General features: G+C 68.9%; 26 protein-coding genes. 22 read left to right on the top strand and 4 right to left on the bottom strand.

Features of this window, described 5'->3' with window-relative positions:
- Positions 1-4: 4 nt before the first annotated feature.
- The 3 genes from tyrS to E9232_RS18155 all read right to left on the bottom strand — a co-directional run bounded on the left by tyrS (position 5) and on the right by E9232_RS18155 (position 2,910).
- Complete coding sequence (gene tyrS / locus E9232_RS18145; RefSeq protein ID WP_309796105.1) at positions 5-1,249, bottom strand: tyrosine--tRNA ligase; 1,245 nt, start codon at positions 1,247-1,249, stop codon at positions 5-7.
- 100 nt (positions 1,250-1,349) lie between these two features.
- On the bottom strand, positions 1,350-2,201 hold the full coding sequence (locus E9232_RS18150; RefSeq protein ID WP_309796106.1) for a class I SAM-dependent methyltransferase: 852 nt from the start codon (positions 2,199-2,201) through the stop codon (positions 1,350-1,352).
- Positions 2,202-2,250: 49 nt separating this feature from the next.
- Positions 2,251-2,910: an alpha/beta hydrolase gene (locus tag E9232_RS18155; protein WP_309796107.1), complete on the bottom strand. Its 660-nt coding sequence runs from the start codon at positions 2,908-2,910 to the stop codon at positions 2,251-2,253.
- Between the two features lie 378 nt (positions 2,911-3,288).
- Here E9232_RS18155 and E9232_RS18160 point away from each other — a divergent pair, with 378 nt between their 5' ends.
- The 12 genes from E9232_RS18160 (at position 3,289) to E9232_RS18215 (ending at position 13,504) form a co-directional block, all read left to right on the top strand.
- Entirely contained in the window at positions 3,289-3,756 is a 468-nt protein-coding gene (locus E9232_RS18160) for an Rrf2 family transcriptional regulator (protein ID WP_309796108.1), read from the top strand.
- A 10-nt stretch (positions 3,757-3,766) separates the two neighbouring features.
- Positions 3,767-4,864, top strand: a complete 1,098-nt coding sequence (locus tag E9232_RS18165) for a cysteine desulfurase family protein (RefSeq protein ID WP_309796109.1) — start codon at positions 3,767-3,769, stop codon at positions 4,862-4,864.
- Between the two features lie 85 nt (positions 4,865-4,949).
- On the top strand, positions 4,950-5,276 hold the full coding sequence (locus tag E9232_RS18170; protein WP_309796110.1) for a ferredoxin family 2Fe-2S iron-sulfur cluster binding protein: 327 nt from the start codon (positions 4,950-4,952) through the stop codon (positions 5,274-5,276).
- Positions 5,277-5,528: 252 nt separating this feature from the next.
- Positions 5,529-6,983 carry a Fe-S cluster assembly protein SufB gene (gene sufB, locus E9232_RS18175; RefSeq protein WP_309796112.1) on the top strand — a complete coding sequence of 485 codons (1,455 nt, stop codon included), beginning with the start codon at positions 5,529-5,531 and terminating at the stop codon, positions 6,981-6,983.
- A 99-nt stretch (positions 6,984-7,082) separates the two neighbouring features.
- Positions 7,083-7,847 (top strand): Fe-S cluster assembly ATPase SufC, encoded by a 765-nt coding sequence (gene sufC, locus E9232_RS18180; protein ID WP_309796113.1) that lies wholly within the window; start codon positions 7,083-7,085, stop codon positions 7,845-7,847.
- 7 nt (positions 7,848-7,854) lie between these two features.
- Positions 7,855-9,183, top strand: a complete 1,329-nt coding sequence (gene sufD / locus E9232_RS18185) for a Fe-S cluster assembly protein SufD (protein ID WP_309796114.1) — start codon at positions 7,855-7,857, stop codon at positions 9,181-9,183.
- Positions 9,184-9,186: 3 nt separating this feature from the next.
- Positions 9,187-10,440, top strand: a complete 1,254-nt coding sequence (locus tag E9232_RS18190; RefSeq protein WP_309796115.1) for a SufS family cysteine desulfurase — start codon at positions 9,187-9,189, stop codon at positions 10,438-10,440.
- Entirely contained in the window at positions 10,437-10,895 is a 459-nt protein-coding gene (locus E9232_RS18195) for a SufE family protein (protein WP_309796116.1), read from the top strand. The genes E9232_RS18190 and E9232_RS18195 overlap by 4 nt, the downstream gene beginning before the upstream one ends.
- Positions 10,892-11,320, top strand: coding sequence for an iron-sulfur cluster assembly protein (locus E9232_RS18200; RefSeq protein WP_309796117.1), 429 nt, complete (start codon positions 10,892-10,894; stop codon positions 11,318-11,320). Before E9232_RS18195 ends, E9232_RS18200 begins: the two co-directional genes overlap by 4 nt.
- A gap of 108 nt (positions 11,321-11,428) precedes the next feature.
- On the top strand, positions 11,429-11,809 hold the full coding sequence (locus E9232_RS18205; RefSeq protein ID WP_309796595.1) for a HesB/IscA family protein: 381 nt from the start codon (positions 11,429-11,431) through the stop codon (positions 11,807-11,809).
- A gap of 18 nt (positions 11,810-11,827) precedes the next feature.
- Positions 11,828-13,153 carry a chloride channel protein gene (locus E9232_RS18210; protein WP_309796119.1) on the top strand — a complete coding sequence of 442 codons (1,326 nt, stop codon included), beginning with the start codon at positions 11,828-11,830 and terminating at the stop codon, positions 13,151-13,153.
- Positions 13,154-13,195: 42 nt separating this feature from the next.
- Complete coding sequence (locus E9232_RS18215; protein WP_309796120.1) at positions 13,196-13,504, top strand: hypothetical protein; 309 nt, start codon at positions 13,196-13,198, stop codon at positions 13,502-13,504.
- Between the two features lie 14 nt (positions 13,505-13,518).
- On the opposite strand, the gene E9232_RS18220 is transcribed toward E9232_RS18215, so the two are convergent.
- Positions 13,519-13,905: a nuclear transport factor 2 family protein gene (locus tag E9232_RS18220; RefSeq protein WP_309796121.1), complete on the bottom strand. Its 387-nt coding sequence runs from the start codon at positions 13,903-13,905 to the stop codon at positions 13,519-13,521.
- A gap of 198 nt (positions 13,906-14,103) precedes the next feature.
- Here E9232_RS18220 and E9232_RS18225 point away from each other — a divergent pair, with 198 nt between their 5' ends.
- The 10 genes from E9232_RS18225 (at position 14,104) to E9232_RS18270 (ending at position 22,509) form a co-directional block, all read left to right on the top strand.
- The gene (locus tag E9232_RS18225; protein WP_309796122.1) at positions 14,104-15,081 is read left to right on the top strand and encodes an aliphatic sulfonate ABC transporter substrate-binding protein; all 978 of its coding nucleotides are present in this window, start codon (positions 14,104-14,106) and stop codon (positions 15,079-15,081) included.
- Between the two features lie 3 nt (positions 15,082-15,084).
- Complete coding sequence (locus E9232_RS18230; protein WP_309796123.1) at positions 15,085-15,912, top strand: ABC transporter permease; 828 nt, start codon at positions 15,085-15,087, stop codon at positions 15,910-15,912.
- 17 nt (positions 15,913-15,929) lie between these two features.
- A complete protein-coding gene (locus E9232_RS18235) occupies positions 15,930-16,724 on the top strand; it encodes an ABC transporter ATP-binding protein (RefSeq protein ID WP_309796124.1) in 795 nt (264 codons plus the stop codon).
- A 9-nt stretch (positions 16,725-16,733) separates the two neighbouring features.
- Positions 16,734-17,243: an OsmC family protein gene (locus E9232_RS18240; RefSeq protein WP_309796125.1), complete on the top strand. Its 510-nt coding sequence runs from the start codon at positions 16,734-16,736 to the stop codon at positions 17,241-17,243.
- A gap of 400 nt (positions 17,244-17,643) precedes the next feature.
- A complete protein-coding gene (locus E9232_RS18245; protein ID WP_441717635.1) occupies positions 17,644-19,203 on the top strand; it encodes a flavin monoamine oxidase family protein in 1,560 nt (519 codons plus the stop codon).
- 38 nt (positions 19,204-19,241) lie between these two features.
- Positions 19,242-19,643: a c-type cytochrome gene (locus E9232_RS18250; protein ID WP_309796127.1), complete on the top strand. Its 402-nt coding sequence runs from the start codon at positions 19,242-19,244 to the stop codon at positions 19,641-19,643.
- Between the two features lie 183 nt (positions 19,644-19,826).
- On the top strand, positions 19,827-20,321 hold the full coding sequence (locus E9232_RS18255; protein ID WP_309796597.1) for a RidA family protein: 495 nt from the start codon (positions 19,827-19,829) through the stop codon (positions 20,319-20,321).
- A gap of 136 nt (positions 20,322-20,457) precedes the next feature.
- Entirely contained in the window at positions 20,458-21,573 is a 1,116-nt protein-coding gene (locus E9232_RS18260) for a catalase family peroxidase (RefSeq protein ID WP_309796128.1), read from the top strand.
- Entirely contained in the window at positions 21,570-22,133 is a 564-nt protein-coding gene (locus E9232_RS18265) for a cytochrome b (RefSeq protein ID WP_309796129.1), read from the top strand. The genes E9232_RS18260 and E9232_RS18265 overlap by 4 nt, the downstream gene beginning before the upstream one ends.
- A 73-nt stretch (positions 22,134-22,206) precedes the next feature.
- Positions 22,207-22,509 carry a putative quinol monooxygenase gene (locus E9232_RS18270; RefSeq protein WP_309796131.1) on the top strand — a complete coding sequence of 101 codons (303 nt, stop codon included), beginning with the start codon at positions 22,207-22,209 and terminating at the stop codon, positions 22,507-22,509.
- Positions 22,510-22,524 lie beyond the last annotated feature (15 nt).

Raw genomic sequence — 22,524 nt, forward strand, 5'->3', positions numbered from 1 at the left:
TACGTCAGGCCGGCCGCACCAGCACGTGCTTCTTGCGGCCGGCGGACAGCTTGACCACGCCGTCGGCGCCGATCTCGCCGCTGCCGATCGTCTGCTCCGGGTCGGCGATGGCGGCGTCGTTGACGCGGCCGCCGCCGCCCTGGATCAGCCGCCGCGCCTCGCCGTTCGAGGTGGCGAGCCCGACTCGTGCGAACAGGCGGAAGGCCGCGATGCCGGCCTCCAGCTCGCCGCGCGGGATGTCGACCGACGGCAGGCCTTCGGCCGACACGCCCTGCTCGAAGGCCTGGCGCGCGGTCTCGGCCGCCGCCGCGGCCTTGTCGCGGCCATGCACCAGCGCGGTCGCCTCGGTGGCCAGGATCTTCTTGGCCTCGTTGATCTCGGCTCCATCAAGCGCCGCCAGCCGGTCGATCTCGTCCAGCGGCAGCTCGGTGAACAGCTTGAGGAAGCGGCCGACATCGGCGTCCTCGGTGTTCCGCCAGTACTGCCAGTAGTCGTAGACCGGCAGCCGGTCCTCGTTCAGCCACACGGCGCCGGCCGCGGTCTTGCCCATCTTGGCGCCGGACGAGGTGGTCAGCAGCGGCGAGGTCAGGCCGTAGACCTCACGCCCGGCAATGCGCCGGGTCAGGTCGATGCCGTTGACGATGTTGCCCCACTGGTCCGACCCGCCCATCTGCAGCACGCAGTCGTGGCGGCGCGCCAGCTCGAGGAAGTCGTAGCCCTGCAGGATCATGTAGTTGAATTCGAGGAAGGTCAGCGGCTGCTCGCGGTCGAGCCGCAGCTTCACCGAATCGAAGCTCAGCATCCGGTTGATGGTGAAGTGCCGGCCGATCTCGCGCAGGAACGGGATGTAGGCCAGTTCATCCAGCCAATCGGCGTTGTTGGCCATGATCGCGCCGTGGTCGAAATCCAGCAGCTTGGCGAACACGGTTCGCAGCGAGGCGATGTTGCTGTCGATCGTGGCGTTGTCGAGCAGGGGCCGGGCGTCGTCTCGGAAGGTCGGGTCGCCGATCTTGGTGGTGCCGCCGCCCATCAGCGCGATCGGCCGGCCGCCCGTCTTCTGCAGCCAGCGCAGCATCATGATCTGGACCAGGCTGCCGACATGCAGGCTGGTCGCCGTGGCGTCGAAGCCGATATAGCCCGTGACCGACCCCTTCGCCGCCAGGGCGTCGAGGCCCTCGGCATCCGTCATCTGGTGGATGAAGCCGCGCGCCTGGAGGGTGCGCAGGAAGTCGGAGCGGAATCCGGTCATGATCGTCGGCTGTCGGTCGGAGGATCGGGACAAGGGCTGTAGCACGTCCGCCGCCCGTGCCTCAAACCGAACTTCCCCTCGGGGAGGAGCGGCCGGGGCCTCAGGCCGTGGCGGTGACGATCCAGGCGGCGGCGTCCAGCAGCACGCCGTCGACGGTTTCATGCGGCGCCAGGGCCTCGCGCACCGCGACGGCGACGATATCGCGCTTGTCCTGATGCTCGCGCAGCATGGCGCCGACCGGGCCGCTGCGCAGCACCAGGGCCAGCGTCTGGTCGAGGTCGCCGACGCCGCATTTGGTGTCGAAGCGCGTGGCGGCGATGGTCGAGAAGCCGGCGCGGCTGAGGATGGTGCGGATCCGGTCCGGGTCGGCGAAGGCAAAGGCGCCCGGGGCCCCCGGCTCCGGCCGGGGCGGGGCCGGCAGGTGGCGCAGCGCCGCGTTCATCGACACGGTGGCCCAGGCGTTCTCGGCCAGGGTGCGCCAGCAGACGAAGGCCAGACGGCCGCCCGGCTTCAGCGCCTTGTGCAGGTTGGTGAAGGCGGCGACCGGGTCGCCGAAGAACATCACCCCGAAGCGCGAGAACAGCCCGTCGAAGGCGGCGGTCCCGAGATCGGCGGTCTGGGCGTCGGCTTCCCGGAACTCGACATTGGCCGAGCCGGCCTGCGCCGCGCGGCGCCGGGCGAGGCCGAGCATGGGGACCGAGATGTCGACGCCGAGCACCTTGCCCGCGGCGCCCACCAGCTGGCCCAGCTCCAGCGTGCTGCCGCCGCTGCCGCAGCCGATGTCGAGCAGGGCTTCGCCGGCGGCGGGGGCCAGCGCATCCACGGTGCGCCGGCTGAACGGCGCGGTCATGCGGTCGAGCTGGGCCTGCATCTCGACCCAGACCGGCCCGCCGCTCTCGTTCCAATAGGCGATCTGGTCGGCGTTCGGGGTTGCGGCGTCGCTCGTCGGCATGCGGCTTCTCCTCTGCCCGGTCTGTGGTGGCCCCGCCTGCAGCCCGGCGTCAGCCGCCGTTCTGCGGCGTCAGCTTCACCGATTTGGTCAGGTAGTCGTCGATATGGGCCAGCAGCTGGTCGCCATGCATGGTGAAGAAGTGATTGGCCCCCGGGATGATCCGGTAGTCGATCTTGATGTCTTTCTGCAGCGACAGCTTGTTCACCAGCTTCTGGACCGATTCATGGGGGACGACGTCATCCTTGTCGCCCTGGACGACCAGCCCGGAGGACGGGCAGGGGGCCAGGAAGGTGAAGTCGTACTTGTTCGCCGGCGGCGAGATCGAGATGAAGCCGTCGATCTCCGGCCGGCGCATCAGCAGCTGCATGCCGATCCAGGCGCCGAAGGAGAAGCCGCCAACCCAGCAGGCCTCGGCATTCGGGTTCAGCGCCTGCAGCCAGTCCAGCGCCGACGCGGCATCCGACAGCTCGCCCTCGCCACGGTCATGCACGCCCTGGCTGCGGCCGACGCCGCGGAAGTTGAAGCGCAGGACGGTGAATTCATGCTTCTTGAAGGTCTGGTACAGCGTGTGCACGACCTTGTTGAACATCGTCCCGCCGCCCAGCGGGTCGGGGTGCAGCAGCAGGGCGATCGGCGCGTTGGTGCGCTTGCTCGGGGTGTAGCGGCCTTCGAGGCGGCCTTCGGATCCGTTGAAGATGACGTCCGGCATCGACCGTTAAGCTCCTCGAGGTTGCGACGGTGCGGGCCGGATCATCGGCCGTAAATTTCGCGGTGCACCGGGTGGCGCGTTGGGGCGGCTTTCTTGACCATCGGGTTTGGATGTCTATATCTAAGCGGTCATTCACCCTGCCACGTCGTGGACCGTGACGGCCACCGCCGTCCACGCGATCCACGCGAAATGTTCGTATACCATCGGGACGGCCTGAGTGTTCAAGCGTCTTCGCGATGATTGGGACATACCTGTCCGGCACGGGCGGATGATCATGGCGCGGATTGCGCATCCGGCGGTCGGGTGCGGCGGTCATCCGGGCCATGGCTGCGTGAAGCATGGTCCGACGGGCAGGTCGGGCTATTGGGGGCGCGGAACATGCGTTTGAGCACCAAGGGACGCTACGCCGTCATGGCGATGGTCGACCTGGCGCGGCACGGTGCGGACGGTCCGGTGGCGCTTGCCGACATCGCCCTCCGCCAGGAAATCTCATTGCCCTATCTCGAGCAGCTGTTCGCCAAGCTGCGACGCAGCGGCCTGATCCGCAGCGTGCGCGGGCCCGGCGGCGGCTATCTGCTGGCCCGGCCCTGCAGCAGCATGCGGATCTCCGACATCATCGTCGCGGTCGACGAGCCGATCCAGGCGACGCGCTGCGAGAAGCACAGCCCGCTCGGCTGCCACAGCGACAAGAGCCGCTGCCTGACCCATGATTTATGGGAGGAGCTGGGCAACCAGATCCACCTCTATCTCTCCTCGATTACGGTCGAGGATGTGGTCAACCGCCGGGTGCTCGGCTCCAGCCATCTCTTTTCCGCCGGCCAGCACGTGACCGCCGCCGCCGAGTGAGGCGCGTGCCGTGACCCCCGTCTATCTCGACCACAACGCCACCGCGCCGCTGCGGCCCGAGGCGCGGGCGGCGATGCTCGCGGCGCTGGACGGCACCGGCAACCCGTCCTCGGTGCATCGCCACGGCCGCGACGCGCGGCGCATCGCCGAGGCCGGGCGGTCGCAGGTCGCGGCCCTGGCCGGCGTCAAGCCGGCCCAGGTGGTGTTCACCGGCAGCGCCACCGAGGCCAACGCCCTGGCGCTGACCGGCCTCGGCCGCCGCCGCATCCTGGTCTCGGCGGTCGAGCATGACAGCGTGCTGGCCTGGGCGACCGAACGGATCCCGGTCGATGGCGACGGCCGGGTCGATCTCGACGCGCTCGACCGCATTCTGGCGGCGGAGTCCGGGCCGGCGATCCTCTCGATCATGGCGGTCAACAACGAGACCGGCGTGATCCAGCCGGTGGCCGAGGCCGCGGCGATCGCCCGCCGTCATGGCGCGCTGGTGCATTGCGACGCGGTCCAGGCCGCCGGGCGCATCGCGCTGCCGGCGGTGGGGGCGGAGGTCGACGCGCTCAGCCTGTCCGCCCACAAGCTGGGCGGACCGCAGGGCATCGGCGCGCTGGTGCTGCGCGACGGGTTGCCGCTGGCGCCGCTGCTGCGCGGCGGGGCCCAGGAAGGCCGCCGCCGTGCCGGCACCGAGAATGTCGCCGGCATCGCCGGCTTCGGCGCCGCCGCGTTCGTCGTGGCCGGGCTGGCCGACCAAGCCGGGATCGCGGCGCTGCGGGCGGATCTGGAAGAGCGCCTCACAGCCGCCGGCGGCGTCGTGCTGGGGGCGGGCGCCCCGCGTGTCGCCAACACCAGCTGCGTCGCCATGCCCGGAGTCGCCGCCGAGACCCAGGTCGCGGCGCTCGACCTCGCCGGCGTCGCGGTCAGCTCCGGCTCGGCCTGCAGCTCCGGCAAGGTCCGCCGCAGCCACGTGCTTGAGGCGATGGGCCTGGCCGCCGACCTCGCCGACGGCGCGATCCGGATCAGCCTGGGGCCGAGCACGGATGCGGCGGCGATCGAACGCTGCGTCGCTGCCTGGACCGATCTCGCCGCCCGCCGGCGGGGACGTGCGGTGGCGTGACACGGCCGACATGAATTTTCGCCGATTGCCGGCGGTTTGCGGCTTGCGGTAAAGACCACGCTTTTGGAGCAGGAGCAGGGCGGTCATGCCCAGGATCATCTTCATCGAGCCCGACGGCAACCGCCGCGAGATCGACGCCCCGGCCGGGCTGTCGATCATGGAGATCGCGCACAAATACGACGTCGATCTCGAAGGCGCCTGCGAGGGCTCGCTGGCCTGCTCGACCTGCCATGTCATCGTCGAGCCCGACTGGTACGCGCGGCTGCAGCCGGCGCGGGAGGATGAGGAGGACATGCTCGACCTCGCCTTCGGCCTGACCAAGACCTCGCGGCTGGGCTGCCAGATCATCATGACCGATGCGCTGGACGGGCTGACGGTGCGGCTGCCCGCCGGCACCAACAACCTGATGTGATGTCGAGGCTTTTGGTCATGGGCGGGTCGCATGCCCGCCTTGGCGGAGGCGCAGCTGAGAACGACTCTCGCGGTCGGGTTTTCGCTGGCATTCGCCGCTGGAACGCCTATCTATTGGCGTGAGGTGGATGGCGGCACGGGCCTGTCCTGGAGCATTCCGGCGGGCCAGCCACATCGGATTACCCGACTAGCCCGGTTGGTTAATCGGCCCCGTGAGTTAGTCGGTTTGGGTTCAGGCGTTGAGGAGTGAGGCATGGCGGCGGTCCAGGAGACGGTCCGACAGGTCGAAGAGATCACGAACACCCGCTACAAGCACGGCTTCATCTCGGACATCGAGATGGAAACGGCGCCGAAGGGCTTGAGCGAGGACACCGTTCGCTTCATCTCCGCCAAGAAGAACGAACCCGAGTGGCTGCTCGAGTGGCGGCTGCGCGCCTTCCGGCTGTGGCTGACCATGGAGGAGCCGCATTGGGCGAAGATCGGCCACCCGCCGATCGACTATCAGGCGGCCTACTACTACGCCGCGCCGAAGAAGAAGCCGCAGCTGGGCAGCCTGGACGAGGTCGATCCCGACATCCTGGCCGTCTATGAGAGGCTGGGCATCCCGCTGCGCGAGCAGGAGAAGCTGGCCGGCGTCGCGGTCGACGCGGTGTTCGACAGCGTCTCGGTGGCCACCACCTTCAAGGACCAGCTCGAGAAGGTCGGCGTCATCTTCTGCTCGATCTCCGAGGCGGTGCAGAAATACCCCGAGCTGGTGCGCCAGTATCTCGGCTCGGTGGTGCCCTATTCCGACAACTACTTCGCCACCCTGAATTCGGCCGTCTTCACCGACGGGTCCTTCGTCTACATCCCCAAGGGCGTGCGCTGCCCGATGGAGCTGTCGACCTATTTCCGCATCAATGCGGAGAATACGGGCCAGTTCGAGCGCACCCTGATCATCGCCGCCGAGGGCAGCTACGTCTCCTACCTCGAAGGCTGCACCGCGCCGCAGCGCGACGAGAATCAGCTGCACGCCGCGGTGGTCGAGCTGGTGACGCTCGACGACGCCGAGATCAAGTACTCCACCGTCCAGAACTGGTATCCGGGCGACGAGGAGGGCAAAGGCGGCATCTACAATTTCGTGACCAAGCGCGCCGCCTGCCGCGGCCGCAACTCCAAGGTCAGCTGGACCCAGGTCGAGACCGGGTCGGCCATCACCTGGAAGTATCCGAGCTGCATCCTGCAGGGCGACAATTCGGTTGGCGAGTTCTACTCGGTGGCGATCACCAACAACCGCCAGCAGGCCGACACCGGCACCAAGATGATCCATATCGGGAAGAACACGACGTCCCGGATCATCTCCAAGGGCATCTCGGCGGGCAAGTCGGACAATACTTATCGCGGCCTGGTGCGGATCCTGCCGGGCGCCGAGGGCGCGCGCAACTTCACCCAGTGCGACAGCCTGCTGATCGGCGACACCTGCGGCGCCCACACCGTGCCCTATATCGAAAGCCGCAACCCGACGGCGCAGGTCGAGCACGAGGCGACGACCAGCAAGGTCAGCGACGACGTGCTGTTCTACTGCCGCCAGCGCGGCATCGGCACGGAAGAGGCGCTGGGCCTGATCGTCAACGGCTTCTGCCGCGAAGTGCTGCAGGCCCTGCCGATGGAGTTCGCGGTCGAGGCCCAGAAGCTGGTCGGCATCAGCCTGGAAGGTTCGGTCGGCTGACCACGCGCCGCGGCGATGCGGCATTTGCAGAAAGACGCTGCGTTCGCGCGGCCCGGTTGAGTTGAGGAAAGCCGCCGTGAGGCGGCGAGGGAAAGCGGAATGCTCGAGATCAAGGACCTGCACGTCTCCGTCGATGGCAAGGAGATCCTCAAGGGGGTCTCGCTGACGGTGAACAAAGGTGAGATCCACGCGATCATGGGGCCGAACGGCTCCGGCAAGTCGACGCTCAGCTACGTCATCGCCGGGCGCGACGGCTATGAGGTCACCGGCGGGTCGATCACCTTCGAAGGGCAGGACCTGCTGGCGCTGGAGCCGGAGGAGCGGTCGCGCGCCGGCGTTTTCCTGGCGTTCCAGTATCCGCTCGAGGTCGCCGGCGTCGGCACCGTCACCTTCCTGCGCACCGCCTACAACGCCCATCGCAAGCATCGCGGCGAGCCCGAGCTGGACCCGATGCAGTTCACCAAGCTGCTGCGCGAGAAGGCCAAGGGCCTGGGCATCGAGACCGACATGCTGAAGCGGTCGGTCAATGTCGGCTTCTCCGGCGGCGAGAAGAAGCGCAACGAGGCGCTGCAGATGGCGATCCTGGAGCCGACCTTCGCCGTGCTCGACGAGACCGACAGCGGCCTCGACATCGACGCGCTGAAGGTGGTGGCCGAGAGCGTCAACCGGCTGCGGTCGCCCGAGCGCGCGGCGCTGGTGATCACCCATTACCAGCGGCTGCTCAGCCACATCATCCCCGACCATGTCCATGTCCTGGCCGACGGCCGGATCGTCCGGTCCGGCGGCAAGGAGTTGGCGCTGGAGCTCGAGGAAAAGGGCTATGCCAACGTCGTTCCGGACGGTGCCGTCCCGGTCGGCGCGTGAGCCGGTCATGAGCGAACGGATCACGATCTCGCCCACCGTCGCCGCCCAGCGCGACCGCTTCGCCGCCCGCCGCGCCGGCCTGCCCGGGGTCGGCCGCAGCGCCATCGACCGCCGGCGCGAGGCGGGCATGGCCCGGTTCGAAAGCCTCGGCCTGCCGACGCGCAAGCTGGAGGCCTGGAAATACACAGACCTGCGGCGGCTGGAGAAGTTCAGCTTCGCCAGCGCGGCGCCGGACGAGCTGGCCGTGCCCGAGGCGCTGCGCGGCTTCATCCCGGCGCAGGGCCCGTCCATGGTCTTCGTCAACGGCCAGCTGCGCCCGGACCTGTCGCACTATGACGACCTGCCCGCCGGGCTGCGTCTGGACGGCTACGCCGCGGCGCTGGAGGATGGCGACGCCGACGTCGAATCCCGCTTCGCCGCCGCCGCCGATGCGGCCTCGATGGTCGAGCTGAACACTGCTTTGGTCGATGACGGCGCCGTGCTGCGCATCGCGGCCGGCGCGGTGATCGAGACGCCGATCCGCCTGGTCTTCCTGTCTGCGCCCGGCGAGGCGCCGGTGGCGAGCCATTCGCGGATCCTGATCCTGGCCGGCGCCAACAGCCAGGCCACGGTGATCGAGTCCTATCACGGCACCGACAACGCCGGGTACTTCACCAATGCGGTGGGCGAGGCCGAGATCGGCGACGGCGCCCGGCTGCGCCACTACCGGCGCCAGAGCGAGGGGCTGCAGGCGGTCCATCTCGTCAACGGCCGCGTCCGCATCGGCCGCGACGCCACCTATGACAGCTTCACCCTCAGCCTCGGCGCCGATCTGGCGCGGACCGAGGTGACGGCCACCTTCGCCGGCACCGGCGGCAACGGCCATGTCACCGGCGCCTATCTCGCCGACGGCAACCGCCACATCGACACCACCACGCTGATCGACCACGCCGTGCCGGATTGCCGGTCGCGCGAGGTGTTCAAGGGCGTGCTCGACGACAAGGGACGCGGCGTCTTCCAGGGCAAGATCATCGTCCGGCGCGATGCCCAGCGGACCGACGGCTACCAGCTGAACCGGGCGCTGATGCTGTCGCGCACCGCCGAGATCGACAGCAAGCCCGAGCTCGAGATCTACGCCGACGACGTCAAGTGCAGCCACGGCGCCACCATCGGCGAGCTCGACTCCGCGGCGCTGTTCTACCTGCGCAGCCGCGGCATCGACGAGCGCACGGCCCGCGCCATGCTGGTCGAGGCCTTCCTGCGCGAGGCGCTGGAGGAGATCGCCGACGAGGCGATCCGCGACGAATTCGGGGCCGCGGTCGAGCTGTGGCTCGCCGGGCGGCATCAGGAGGCCTGAGACATGGACACCCGGATGCACACCAGCGGCATCAACACCTATGACGTGAACGCGATCCGGGCGGATTTCCCGATCCTGTCGCGCACCGTCTACGGCAAGCCGCTGGTCTATCTCGACAACGCCGCCTCGGCCCAGAAGCCGCTGTCGGTGATCGAGGCCGAAAGCCGCGTCTACAAGGAAGAATACGCCAACGTCCATCGCGGCCTGCATTATCTCAGCGGCGCCGCGACCGATGCGTTCGAGGCGTCGCGCGAGGCGGTGAAGAGCTTCATCAACGCCCGCTCGATCAAGGAAGTCATCTACACCCGCGGCACCACCGAGGCGATCAACCTGGTCGCCCAGACCTGGGGCCGCGCCTTCCTGAAGCAGGGCGACGAGATCATCGTCTCGGTGCTGGAGCACCATTCGAACATCGTGCCCTGGCAGCTGCTGGCGCAGGAGAAGGGGCTGGTCCTCAAGGTCGCCCCGATCGACGACGAGGGCAACTTCCTGCTCGACGAGTTCGAGAAGCTGCTGTCGCCGAAGACGAAGCTGGTCGCGCTCACCTACATGTCGAACGCGCTGGGCACCATCGTCCCGATCAAGGCGGTGATCGACCGGGCCCATGCGGTCGGCGCCAAGGTGCTGATCGACGCCGCCCAGGCCATCACCCACATGCCGGTCGACGTCCAGGCGCTGGGCTGCGATTTCCTGGCCTTCTCCGGCCATAAGCTGTACGGCCCGACCGGCATCGGCATCCTCTATGGCCGCGAAGAGCTGCTGGAAGCGATGCCGCCCTGGCAGGGCGGCGGCGAGATGATCCGCACCGTCAGCTTCTCCGGCACCACCTATGCCGACCTGCCGGCCAAGTTCGAGGCCGGCACCCCCGCCATCGCCCAGGCGATCGCGCTGAAGGCGGCGATCGATTACGTCACCACCCTCGGCCTCGACACCATCGCGGCGCATGAGCGCGAACTGCTGGACTACGGCGTCGAGCGGTTGTCGCATGTGCCGGGGCTGACCATCGTCGGCCGCGCCCGGGAGCGCGCCTCGATCATCTCCTTCGCCATGGATTGCGCCCATCCGCACGACATCGGCACGGTGATCGACCAGGCCGGCGTCGCGGTGCGGGCCGGCCATCACTGCGCCCAGCCGCTGATGGAACGGCTCTGCTTGCCGGCGACGGCGCGGGCCTCTTTCGCCCTGTACAACACCAAGGCCGAGATCGACGTGATGGCCGAGGCGTTGGACAAGGTGGTCAAGATGTTCGCGAGATGACCATGCCCCCCTCCCAGGCAAGGCTATCGCCCGAAGAGTTGGAGGAGAACTTCTCCCTCCTCGACGATTGGGAGGAGCGCTACGCCTACATCATCAGCCTGGGCGACGCCCTGCCGCCGTTCCCGGATGCCGAGCGGACCGAGGCCAACAAGGTCCATGGCTGCCAGAGCCAGGTGTGGCTGGTGGCCCGGCCGGAAGACCAGGCATCGGACCGCATCGTGTTCCAGGGCGACAGCGACGCCCGCATCGTCAAGGGGCTGATCGCCATCGTCACCGGCGTGTTCTCCGGCCGCCGGCCGGAGGAGGTGGCGGCGATGGACCTGCGCGGGCTGTTCACCCGGCTGGGTCTCGACACCCATCTGACCAGCGGGCGGCGCAACGGCCTGGCCTCGATGGTCGAACGGATCAAGGAGATCGCGCGGCGGCACCTGTCCGCGCGGGAGGCGACATCATGAGTTCTTTCCCCGACGACGGCCTCGGCCTGAACGACTTCATGCGCGCCGGCACGCTCGACCTGCCGGAGCCGGACTGGATCCATGTCCGCACGCCGATGTCCAAGGTCACATACCCGCTCGATGTCGCGGCCACGCGCTCGGCGGTGATGGACAACCTGACCCTGGTCTACGACCCGGAGCTGCCGGTCAACATCGTCGAACTCGGGCTGATCTACCGGGTCGAGGTGTCGCCGCAGGGCCAGGTCGACATCGACATGACCCTGACCGCGCCGAACTGCCCGGTCGCCGGATCGATGCCGGTGATGGTGGAGCGGGGGGCGCTGTCGGTCCCCGGCGTCACCGGGGCCAAGGTGAACCTGACCTGGGATCCGCCCTGGTCGATCGAACGCGCCAGCGAGGATGCCCGGCTGGCGTTGGGGATGTGACGAAAGATCGCCCGGCTAAAGCCGCGCGATCCTGGGATGCTGCCGCAAACCGTTGAAGTCCTTCCCCGATCGGCCCATCTTGGGGATTGAGGATACGAGGTGAACACCATGCGCGCCCTGCCACCGCCGATCTCGCTGACCGACCGCGCCGCCGACCGCGTGCGCGAGCTGATCGAGAAGTCGACCAAGCCGATCCTCGGCCTGCGCGTCGGGGTCAAGGCGCGCGGCTGCTCCGGCCTCAGCTACTTCATGGAATACGCCGAGGAGCGGAAGAAGTTCGAGGACGTGGTCGAGAGCAAGGGCGTCACCGTCCTGATCGACCCGTCGGCGATCATGTTCCTGCTCGGCACCGAGATGGACTGGGTGCAGGAAGAGTTCGGCGCGCGCTTCGTGTTCAACAACCCGAACGAGGTCGACCGCTGCGGCTGCGGCGAGAGCTTCCGCGTCGCCCAGCCCGAGAACAAGGAACCGGCGCACGCCGGCGCCTGACGCCGTCCGGCCGTCGCCGTGGCTCACAACGCCGGCGCCGCGCCGGACCTGACACCCCGAACCCTTCGCCGTCTGCTGTCGCCGCCGCGCCTGCGACGCCTGATCCGATTCGCGATCGGTGGGCTGCTGGTCGGCTGCATGGCGGTCGCCTTCGCCCGCGCCGCCGACTGGGCCCAGGCCGTCTTCTTCTGGATCACCGACGGCCGGCTGTGGCTGGCCCCGATCCTGGGCGCCGTCGGCTTCGGCGTCTCGGCCATGGCCGCCGCGCAGTTCTTCCCGGCGGCGCCGGGCAGCGGCATTCCCCAATGCATCGCGGCGATGCGCCGGCCGCTGGAGCTGGTGCCGAGCCAGCTCAACATCCGCACCGGCATTGGCAAGATCCTGCTATGCCTGTTCGGCTTGGTCTGCGGCGCGTCGATCGGGCGTGAGGGGCCGACGGTGCAGGTCGGCGCCGTGATCCTGGCCCGCTTCACGCCCCACGCCAACCCGGCCCGCCTGCGCCGCGTGATCACCGCGGGCGGGGCGGCCGGCCTGGCCGGCGCCTTCAACACACCGCTGGCCGGCATCGTCTTCGCTCTGGAGGAGCTGGTCGGCGGCTTCGACATCCGCAACCGGATGGCGGTGCTGACCGCGATCTTCCTGTCCTCGGCGGTCGCGATCGCCGTGCTCGGCGACTACACCTATTTCGGCCGCCATGCGCTGGACTTCACGGCGCGGGCGATCCCGGTCTTCATCCTGGTGGCCTTCCTCGCCGGGCTGCTGGGCGGCCTGTTCGGCCGCTGCGTCCTGGCGCTGACCCGACTGCTGCCGCGCCTGTTCCGCCGCTGCGGCCGCTGGTCGGTGCTGCTGGCGGCGGCCAGCTGCGGCCTGCTCGCCGGGCTGATCGGCCTGGCCGCGGGCGGCACCACCTTCGGCACCGGCTACGAGCCGACGCGCCTCGCCCTCGAAGGTGCGCACGCTTTGTCGTGGTGGTTCTTCCCGGCCAAGTTCGCCGCCACCGCCCTGGCCTCTTCGGCCGGGATCCCGGGCGGGCTGTTCGCGCCGTCGCTGGCGGTCGGGGCCGGGTTCGGCGCGATCTTCGCGCCGCTGGTCGATCCCGCTTTGGTGCCGTCTCTGATGCTGGTGGGAATGGCCGCCTACCTCACCGGCGTCACCCATTCCCCGGTCACGGCGCTGGTGCTGCTGGCCGAGATGACCGGCGAGTCCCGCGGCCTCGCCATCCTGATCCCGGCGGTCGGCCTGGCCTGGTTCGGATCGCGCCTGGTGCTGCGGCAGGGGCTGTACCACCTGCTGGCCGAACGAATTCTTGCACGCGGCGGCTGGAATCCTTCAGCGACAAGCTGATATCGTCCCCCACAAAGAAAAAGATCCTTTTGGGGGTTCAGGGTGAGATACGTCCTTCCAGCGCTTGCGGCGCTGCTTCTTTTGGGCTGCGCGGAGAAACCCACTGAGTCCTCGGCCGTCCTGTCGCAGACGGTGAAGGTGAACGGCCTGGATATCGGCGTGACCCGGCTGGCGACGTCGAGTTGGGGGGCCTGGCTGGTGGGGCCGAGCCTGATCGCCCCGTCACACAGCAAGGTCCGTGCCGCCGAGCGCAAGGCCATCGAACTGGTCTCGGCCTGCAGGGTCACCGACATCGCGCCGCGGGACAACCCGATGCGGTCCGAATATGTGGAGCTGACGGTGGCCTGCTGAACGGCCGCCGAATCCTAGCCGGCCGGCACCCGCAGCGCGTAGCGCTCGGTCCAGCGGCTGCGGTCATAGGGCGGCTCGCCCGAATCCCCGAACACCTCCAGGGCCTCGGTGATCTGGCCGTCGCGCAGGCGGTAGACCGAGATGGCGTGGACGACCTCCACGTCGTTGGTCAGCAGGACGCGGGAGATTGCCCGCTCTCCCGCCGCGATCAGCTCCTGCAGATGGCAGCGCCAGCGGGCGGGATGGTTCGCGTTGACCGCGATGAAGGCGTCGGCGCCGCGGATGCGCTCGCAGGTCTGCGGCCAGTCGGCCACGAAGTCGTCGGCCAGCAGACCAAGGGCCCTGGCCCAGTCACGCGTGTCGAATGCACGCCAAAGATCGGCGACGATATGGTCGTCCATGGCATTTCGATAAATTTGTTCCTATTTTGTTCATTATGCCCATGCAAGGCCTGCATGTCGAGCGCTCAGACATAGACACTAGAATATTGTTCAATATGGAAATATTTGACACTTGGACTGGATAAAATTAGCCTATTTGCCCGATGAATTGACGGGCGGGTCGCGTGAATCCTGCCGGCTGAAAGGATCGCAAAACCCATGTCCGCTGTCTCTCGCCGCCTGCTGCTGACGGCCGCCGCCGCCCTGTTGAGCCTCGGTCCGGTCGCGGCCCATGCCGCCGATGCGGTCTCCGGCATCACCATCGACTGGGCCTACTACAACCCGGTCAGCCTGGTGCTGAAGGACAAGGGCTGGCTGGAGGAGGCGCTGAAGCCGCAGGGCGTGTCGGTGACCTGGGTGCAGAGCGCCGGTAGCAACAAGGCGATCGAGTTCCTGAACTCCGGCAGCGTCCAGTTCGGCTCGACCGCCGGCGCGGCCGCCCTGCTGGCGCGGATCAACGGCAGCCCGATCAAGGCGGTCTACTCCTACTCCAAGCCGGAATGGACGGCGCTGGTCACCAATGGCGACAGCCCGATCCAGTCGGTCGAGGACCTCAAAGGCAAGCGCGTCGCCGTCACTCGCGGCACCGACCCCTACATCTTCCTGCTGCGCGCCCTGGCCGATCACGGCCTGACCGAGCAGGACATCGAGGTGGTGCTGCTGCAGCATGCCGATGGCCGCAACGCCCTGATCGGGCACCAGGTCGACGCCTGGGCCGGGCTCGACCCAATGATGGCGCAGGCGGAGCAGGAGCAGGGGGCGCGGCTGTTCTACCGCAAGCCCGACCTCAACACCTATGGCGTGCTGAACGTCAACGAGCAGTTCGCCGCTGACCATCCGGAGATCGTCGAGGCGGTGATCCGCGCCTATGAGCAGGCGCGCCGCCACGCGCTGGCCCATCCGGACGAACTGCGCGCCGCCCTTGTCCAGGCCGCCGGCCTGTCCGACGCCGTGGCGGCCAAGCAACTGGAGCGCACCGACCTGTCGAACCCGGCGATCGATGCGCCCAAGCGCGACACCATCCTGAACGCCGGGCTGGCGCTGCAGAAGGCCGGGGTGATCGACGCCGCGGTCGATGTCGCGGCCACGGTCGACGCGCTGCTCGACAGCCGCTTCAAGACCGCGCTCGCGAACTAGCCGATGGCCAGCCTGGACAGCACCGCGATCGAGCCGGCCCGCGCCGCACGGCCGGGTTTGAATGCCGCCGGCACCCTGGCCGTCGGGCTCATCCTGCCGGTCGGGCTGGCCCTGGCCTGGGAGGGGCTGGCGGCGCTGGGCGTGGTCTCGACCCGGCTGCTGCCGCCGCCGTCGCAGATCCTGCGCACCCTGGGCGACCTGGCGATGCGCGGCGTGCTGCTCGACCATGTGCTGACCACGCTGGGCCGGGTCGCCGCCGGCTTCCTGCTCGGGGTCGCCGCCGGCACCGCGCTGGGCGCCGCGACCGGGGTGTGGCCGCTGGCCCGCCGGCTGCTGGACCCGACCATCCAGGCGCTGCGCAGCATCCCGTCGATCGCCTGGGTGCCGCTGTTCATCCTGTGGTTCGGCATCTTCGAGACGCCGAAGGTGATGCTGATCGCGGTCGGCGTGTTCTTCCCGGTCTACCTCACCCTGGCCGGCGCCATCGCCTCGGTCGACCGCAAGCTGGTCGAGGTCGGGCGCATCTACCGCTTCGGCACCTGGGACCTGGTGCGGCGCATCCTGCTGCCGGCGGCGCTGCCGACCTACATCACCGGCCTGCGCGGCGGCCTCGGCCTCGGCTGGATGTTCGTGGTGGCGGCCGAGTTCATGGGCGCCAGCAAGGGCCTCGGCTACCTCCTGGTCGACGGCCAGATGACCGGGCGGCCGGCGATCATCCTGGCCGCGATCCTGCTGTTCGCCGTGCTCGGCAAGCTCAGCGACCTCGCCCTGGCCGCGCTCGGTGCCCGGCTGGTGCGCTGGCAGGACGGCTTCCGGCCGGAAGGGGCCTGACCATGGGGGCTGAAACGATGTTGGCCCTCTCAGGCGTCGCCAAGCGCTACCCGAACGGCCTGGCCGCGCTGTCCGGCATCGATCTCGCCATCGATCCCGGCGCCATCGTCGCCGTGGTCGGCGCCAGCGGCTGCGGCAAGAGCACGCTGCTGCGCCTGGTCGCCGGGCTAGACCGCGCCACATCAGGCACGGTCGCGGTCGCCGGCCATCCGGTCGACGGACCGGGCGAGGATGTCGGCGTGGTGTTCCAGGAACCGCGGCTGATGCCGTGGCTGACGGTCGAGGCCAACATCCGCTTCGGCCTCGGCCGGCTGCCCAAGGCCGAGGCGGCACGGCGCGCGGCGGAGGCGATTGCCCGGGTCGGGCTGGCCGGCTTCGCCTCGGCCTGGCCGCGCCAGCTGTCGGGCGGCATGGCCCAGCGCGTCGCCATCGCCCGCGCCCTGGTGGCGAAGCCGAAGGTGCTGCTGCTGGACGAGCCGTTCAGCGCGCTCGACACCTTCACCCGGCGCGACCTGCACCAGCACCTGCTCGACATCTGGGGCTGGCTGCGCCCGACCATGATGCTGGTGACCCACGACATCGACGAGGCGCTGGCCCTGGCCGACCGCGTGGTGGTCCTGGCGGGCCGGCCGGGCCGCATCGTCGCCGACGTCGCGGTGCCGCTGCCGCGGGCCGACCGGGCAGGGGCGCCGGAGTTGCAGCGGCTGCGCGAAGCCGTGCTATCGTCGCTGGCGGTGCCGCGCGACGCGGCGCCGGACCGTGACGCGGGCGCCGCAGGGGCCCGGGTCTCGGCCATACCCGTCACGATCTGAGAGATGGCGATGGACTCCGATGCACTGCGCGCCATGCAGGCGCCGCTGAAGGACCGGTATCGTGAGGCGCCGGAGGCGGCGCTGGTCACCCTGCGCGCCAAGGGGCGGCTGGGCGACGAAGGGGTGACCTGCAAGGTCGAAACCGGCCGTGCCCTGGCCGAGGCCGGGCTGCACCCGGCGACCGGCGGCGACGGGCTGTCGCTGTGCTCCGGCGACATGCTGCTGGAGGCCCTGGTGGCCTGCGCCGGGGTGACACTGAAGGCGGTGGCCACCGCGCTGGCTTTGCCGGTCACCGGCGGCACGGTCTCCGCCGAGGGCGACCTCGATTTCCGCGGCACGCTCGGCGTCGCCAAGGACGCCCCGGTCGGCTTCCGCGCCATCCGGCTGCGCTTCGACGTCGAGGGCGACCTGACCGAGGAGCAGCGGGCGACGCTGCTGAAGCTGACCGAGCGCTACTGCGTGGTCTACCAGACCCTGCGCCAGCCGGCGGCGTTCGCGGTCGACTTGGTGAGCGCCTGACACCCGAGCCGTCATTGCGAGCCCCGCAGGGGCGTGGCAATCCAGCGGCACCGACCCCTGGATCGCCACGTCGCTGCGCTCCTCGCGATGACGAGGGTAGGGATGAAGGAGCTTGATGTAATTTGACGTGAATATTGAATTATTTTCTATCAATTCAAATAATACCTGATTTTCCGAAATATTGATCTGCCCATTATTTGTCTGATCTGATGCCTTTTGCTTCGGCATCCGACGGATGCATGGGCGATCCTTGAGCTCGGGATGGCGCCGGAACCGGCCTCGCCGGTTCTGGCATCGTTCTTGCTCCGCCCTCGATCGATGACCGGATCGATCCGGCGCGACCGTCGAAGGGGCAAGACCAATGCAAGAGGACCACGGGGCCGGCGTCAGTCGGCGAGGCTTGCTGTCGCTGATCGGGATGACCGCCGGCAGCGCCGCCATGTACCAGGCCATGACCAGCCTCGGCCTGGCCGCCGAGTCGGGCTACAAGGGGCCGATCGCGCTGGGCGGCGATCCGAAGGGCGCCTCGGTGCTGGTGCTCGGCGCCGGGCTGGCCGGGATGACCGCGGCGCTGGAACTGCGCCAGGCCGGCTACAAGGTCCAGGTGCTGGAGTTCAACGACCGGCCGGGCGGGCGGAACTGGACGCTGCGCGGCGGCGACCGCTTCACCGAGCTCGGCGGCGCCACCCAGGCCTGCGAGTTCGACGAGGGGCTGTACATCAACCCCGGACCGTGGCGCATCCCGTACCACCATCACGGCGTGCTGGATTATTGCCGCCGCCTGGGCGTGGCGCTGGAGCCGTTCCAGCAGCTCAACCACAACGCCTTCCTGCACAACACCAAGGGCTTCGGCGGCAAGCCGCAGCGCATCCGGGACATCAAGACCGACTTCCAGGGCCATGTCTCCGAGCTGCTGGCCAAGGCGACGCAGCAGGGCAAGCTGGACGATGCGGTGACCAAGGAGGACCGCGAGATCCTGCTGCAGGCGCTGAAATCCTGGGGCGCGCTGGATGGGGACTACGCCTACAAGGCCGGCGAGACCTCGTCGGAGTTCCGCGGCTTCAGCAAGGATGCCGGCGGCGGCCTGGGCGCGGCCCCGGTGCCGAGCGAGCCGATCGGCCTGTCCGACATCCTGACCTCGCGGCTGTGGCGCGGGCTGCAGAGCTTCGCGCTGTACGAGTTCCAGACCACCATGTTCCAGCCGGTCGGCGGCATGGACATGATCGGCAAGGCCTTCGCCGCCCAGGTCGGCGACCTCATCCGCTACCACGCCAAGGTCACCCGCATCCAGCAGAGCGAGAGCGGGGTCACGGTGACCTATGAGGACACCAAGAGCCCCGGCAGCCCGCTCCAGGCCACCGCCGACTGGTGCATCTGCACCATCCCGCTGACCGTGCTCAGCCAGATCCAGATCGATGTCGGGCCCAAGATGCAGGCGGCGATCGAGGCGGTGCCCTATGCCTCCTCGGTCAAGGTCGGGCTGCAGTTCCGCCGCCGCTTCTGGGAGGAGGACGAGGCGATCTACGGCGGCATCAGCTACACCGACCTGCCGATCCGCCAGATCTCCTACCCCAGCACCGGCTACAACCGCGGCGGCAAGGGCGTGCTGCTCGGCGCCTACACCTGGAACGGCCCGAACTCCTATGAGTTCGCCGCTATGGCGCCGGCCGAGCGGATCAAGCGGGCGGTCGAGTTCGGTGGCCAGATCCACCCGCAATATGCGGCGGAGTTCGAGACCGGCGTCGCCGTGGCCTGGCACCGGGTGCCCTTCATCCTGGGCTGCTCCGGCGACTGGACCGACGAGGCCCGCGCGCAGCACTACGACAACCTCTGCCAGATCGACGGCCGCATCGTGCTGGCCGGCGAGCACGCCTCCTACATCCCGGCCTGGCAGGAAGGGGCGATCCTGTCCTCGCTCAACGCGATCGAGCGGCTGCACCACCGGGTGGTGGGGGCCTGACGATGAGCCGCACCGCAATGCTTCCGGGGATCCTCGCCATGACCATCCGCCTCGCAGCCTGCCTGATGCTGCCCGTGCTGGCGCTGCCGGCCGTCGCCTCGGCCCAGGAGGCGCCGGCGCCGATGCTGAGCCCGGCTTCGACCTTCGCCGAAACCGACGGCGCGGCCCTGTTCGCCAATGTCTGCCAGGCCTGCCACATGCCGGCGGCGCAGGGCGCCATCGGTGCCGGCCACTACCCGGCCCTGGCCAAGAACCCTAATCTCGAGACCGGGGCCTATCCGGTCTATGTCGTGGTCCATGGGCTGAAAGGCATGCCGCCGGTCGGCAGGATGATGAACGACGACCAGGTCGCCGCGGTCGTCAACTACCTGCGTACCAGCTTCGGCAATTCCTATACCGATCCGGTGACGGCCAAGGACGTGGCCGACGCCCGAAACTGACCACGGAAAAGCTTTTTCGAGAATCCCAAACCGTCATCGCGAGGAGCGAAGCGACGTGGCGATCCAGGGGCCGGTGCCGCTGGATTGCCACGCCCCTGCGGGGCTCGCAATGACGGCTCTGGAAAGACCCGGGATGGCACGACACCGAGAGCCACACTCACCAAGGGGAGAGAACGAGTGACGATGATGAAGACGATGGCCGCCGCCTGTCTGGCGGCATTGGTGACGGCCGGCCCGGCGCTGGCCGACGATGTGATCCGCCACAAGATCCCGAATTCCGACTTCCCGATCGCCCGCGCGGTCGAGGTGCCGGCGGGCAAGACCACGGTCTATGTCAGCGGCGCGGTGCCGCCGGTGGCGGATACGGCCGCGGCCAAGAACACCGTCGCCGCCTATGGCGACACCAAGGCCCAGACCGTCGCGGTGTTCCAGTCGATCGAGAAGACCCTGAAGGATCTCGGCCTCGGCTTGGGTGACGTGGTCAAGATGCAGGTCTTCCTGGTCGGCGACCCGGCCAAGGAGGGCAAGATGGATTTCGCCGGATTCATGGAGGGTTACCGCCAGTTCTACGGCACCGCGGCCCAGCCCAACCTGCCGGCCCGATCGGCCCTGCAGGTTGCCGCCCTGGCCAATCCCGGCTATCTCGTCGAGATCGAGGTAACCGCCGTGCGGCCCTAGGCGAACAGCGGGGCGGGGATCGCCAGGGCGGTTCCCGCCGGCCCGCCTCGGTCCGCCGGCGGAATTGTTTCGACGGTGCCGGAATAGACCGGTAGCGTTGGGCGTCTCTCCCGTAGCAACCGCCAAGGAGTGGATGGTGTCCGGCAGTCGTGAGCCATTGAGGGGCGATATCCCGCCACCCCTGAGTCCCCTGGGAACCCTGGTCCGGCTGGGCGTGATCGGCGCCGTGCTGCTGGTCGCCGCGGGGGCCTTCGCCTACACCGGCGGCTGGCTGTCCCCGGACCGGCTGACCCCGGACCGGATCATCGATGCCTTCGAACACGACAACGGCGTGCATCCGGGCTTCCGGCGCAACCATGCCAAGGGTCTGTGCATCGCCGGGTCGTTCGAGAGCAACGGCCAGGGCGTCCGCCTGTCGAAGGCCGCGGTGTTCGCGCCCGGCCGGGTGCCGGTGGTCGGCCGCTTCGCCAATGCCGACGGCCATCCCTTCGTCGTCGACACCCCCGCCTCGATCCGCAGCATGGCGCTGCAGTTCACCACGTCCAACGGCGAGGTGTGGCGGACCGGGATCAACGACATCCCGGTCTTCGTCGTCAAGACGCCGCAGGCCTTCTACGACCTTCTGGTGGCGTCGGCGCCGGACCCGGCCACCCAGCAGCCCGATCCGGCCAAGATGCAGGCGTTCTTCGCCGCCCATCCCGAAATGCTGAAGGCGATCGGCGCCATCAAGGCCCAGCCCTTCTCCTCCGGCTTCGGCGACGCCGCCTACAACAGCCTCAACGCCTTCCGCTTCGTCAATGCGGCCGGCACCTCCACCCCGGTCCGCTGGTCGATGGTGCCGGTGCAGCCCGTCACGGCGGAAAGCCCGGACCAGGCGGCCCAGACCGACAAGAATTACCTGTTCGACGACCTGATCGCCCAGGTCCGCAAGGGGCCGCTGCAATGGCGCCTGGTGGTGACCGTCGGGCAGCCTGGGGATGTGACCGACGATGCCACCGTGGCCTGGCCGGCGGATCGCGAGCAGGTCGATGTCGGCACCATGACCATCGACCATGTCGAGGCCGAGGCGGCGGGCAATTGCCGCGACATCAACTTCGACCCGCTGGTGCTGCCATCGGGCATCGAGGCGTCCGACGACCCGCTGCTCAGCGCCCGGTCGGCGGCCTATTCGAAATCCTACACGCGCCGCAGCGGCGAGCCGAAGTCGCCCAGCGCGGTCCAGACCGATGCAGCGCAAGGATCGGGGTCATGACGGGCGAACCGCGCTTCACCGCGTTCTCGCGGATCCTGCACTGGGTGATGGCCGTGCTGATCCTGGCGATGCTGTTCATCGGCGTCGGCATGGTCGCCTCGGTGTCCGAGCGCTATCGCCTGCTGGTGTCGATCCACAAGCCGCTCGGCGTCCTGATCCTGGTGCTGGTGGTGGTCCGCATCGCCAACCGGCTGTTCAACGTGCCGCCGCCGCTGCCGCGCCACATGCCGGCCTGGCAGAAGCTGGCGGCGAGGGCGAGCCACCTCGTGCTCTACGCCCTGATGCTCGCCATGCCGCTGGTCGGCTGGGGGATGCTGTCGGCGGCGGGCTATCCGATCGTGCTGTACGGGCCGGTGCACCTGCCGGCGATCCTGCCGCAGGACGCGATGCTCTATGCCGCGCTGCGCCAGGCGCACACCGTCCTGGCCTATCTGCTGTTCGCCACCATCCTGGCCCATCTCGGCGCGGCGCTGATGCACGCGCTGATCCATCGCGACGGCGTCTTCACCAGCATGGCGTCGTGGAAGGCGCGGGGCGGGGAGGCGGTCCGGAAAGGCTGACGGCGGGGCATTGCGGGCTGGCGATGCCGCACTTCGGGGCGATAAGATCCGACAAAACATCGGAGACCCCAAAGTGATTCACGTCATCGCCATGCTCACCGCCAAGCCGGGCCAGCGCGCGGCCCTCCTGGAGGAGTTCCGCAAGATCATCCCCGCGGTCCATGCCGAGCAGGGCTGCATCGAATACGGCCCGGCGGTGGATGCCGAGGGCAGCGCCGACCGCTTCGGCGACGACACCTTCGTCGTGATCGAGAAGTGGGAGAGCCCGGAGGCGCTGAAGGCGCATTCGGTGGCGCCGCACATGAAGGCCTATGGCGAGCGAGCCAAGGACCTGCTCGCCGGCCGTGCCGTCCATGTGCTGGCCCCCGCGGGCTGAACCGATCCGGCCGGG

The organism is Inquilinus ginsengisoli (genome assembly GCF_031453975.1).
Taxonomy (GTDB): Bacteria; Pseudomonadota; Alphaproteobacteria; order DSM-16000; family Inquilinaceae; genus Inquilinus; species Inquilinus ginsengisoli_A.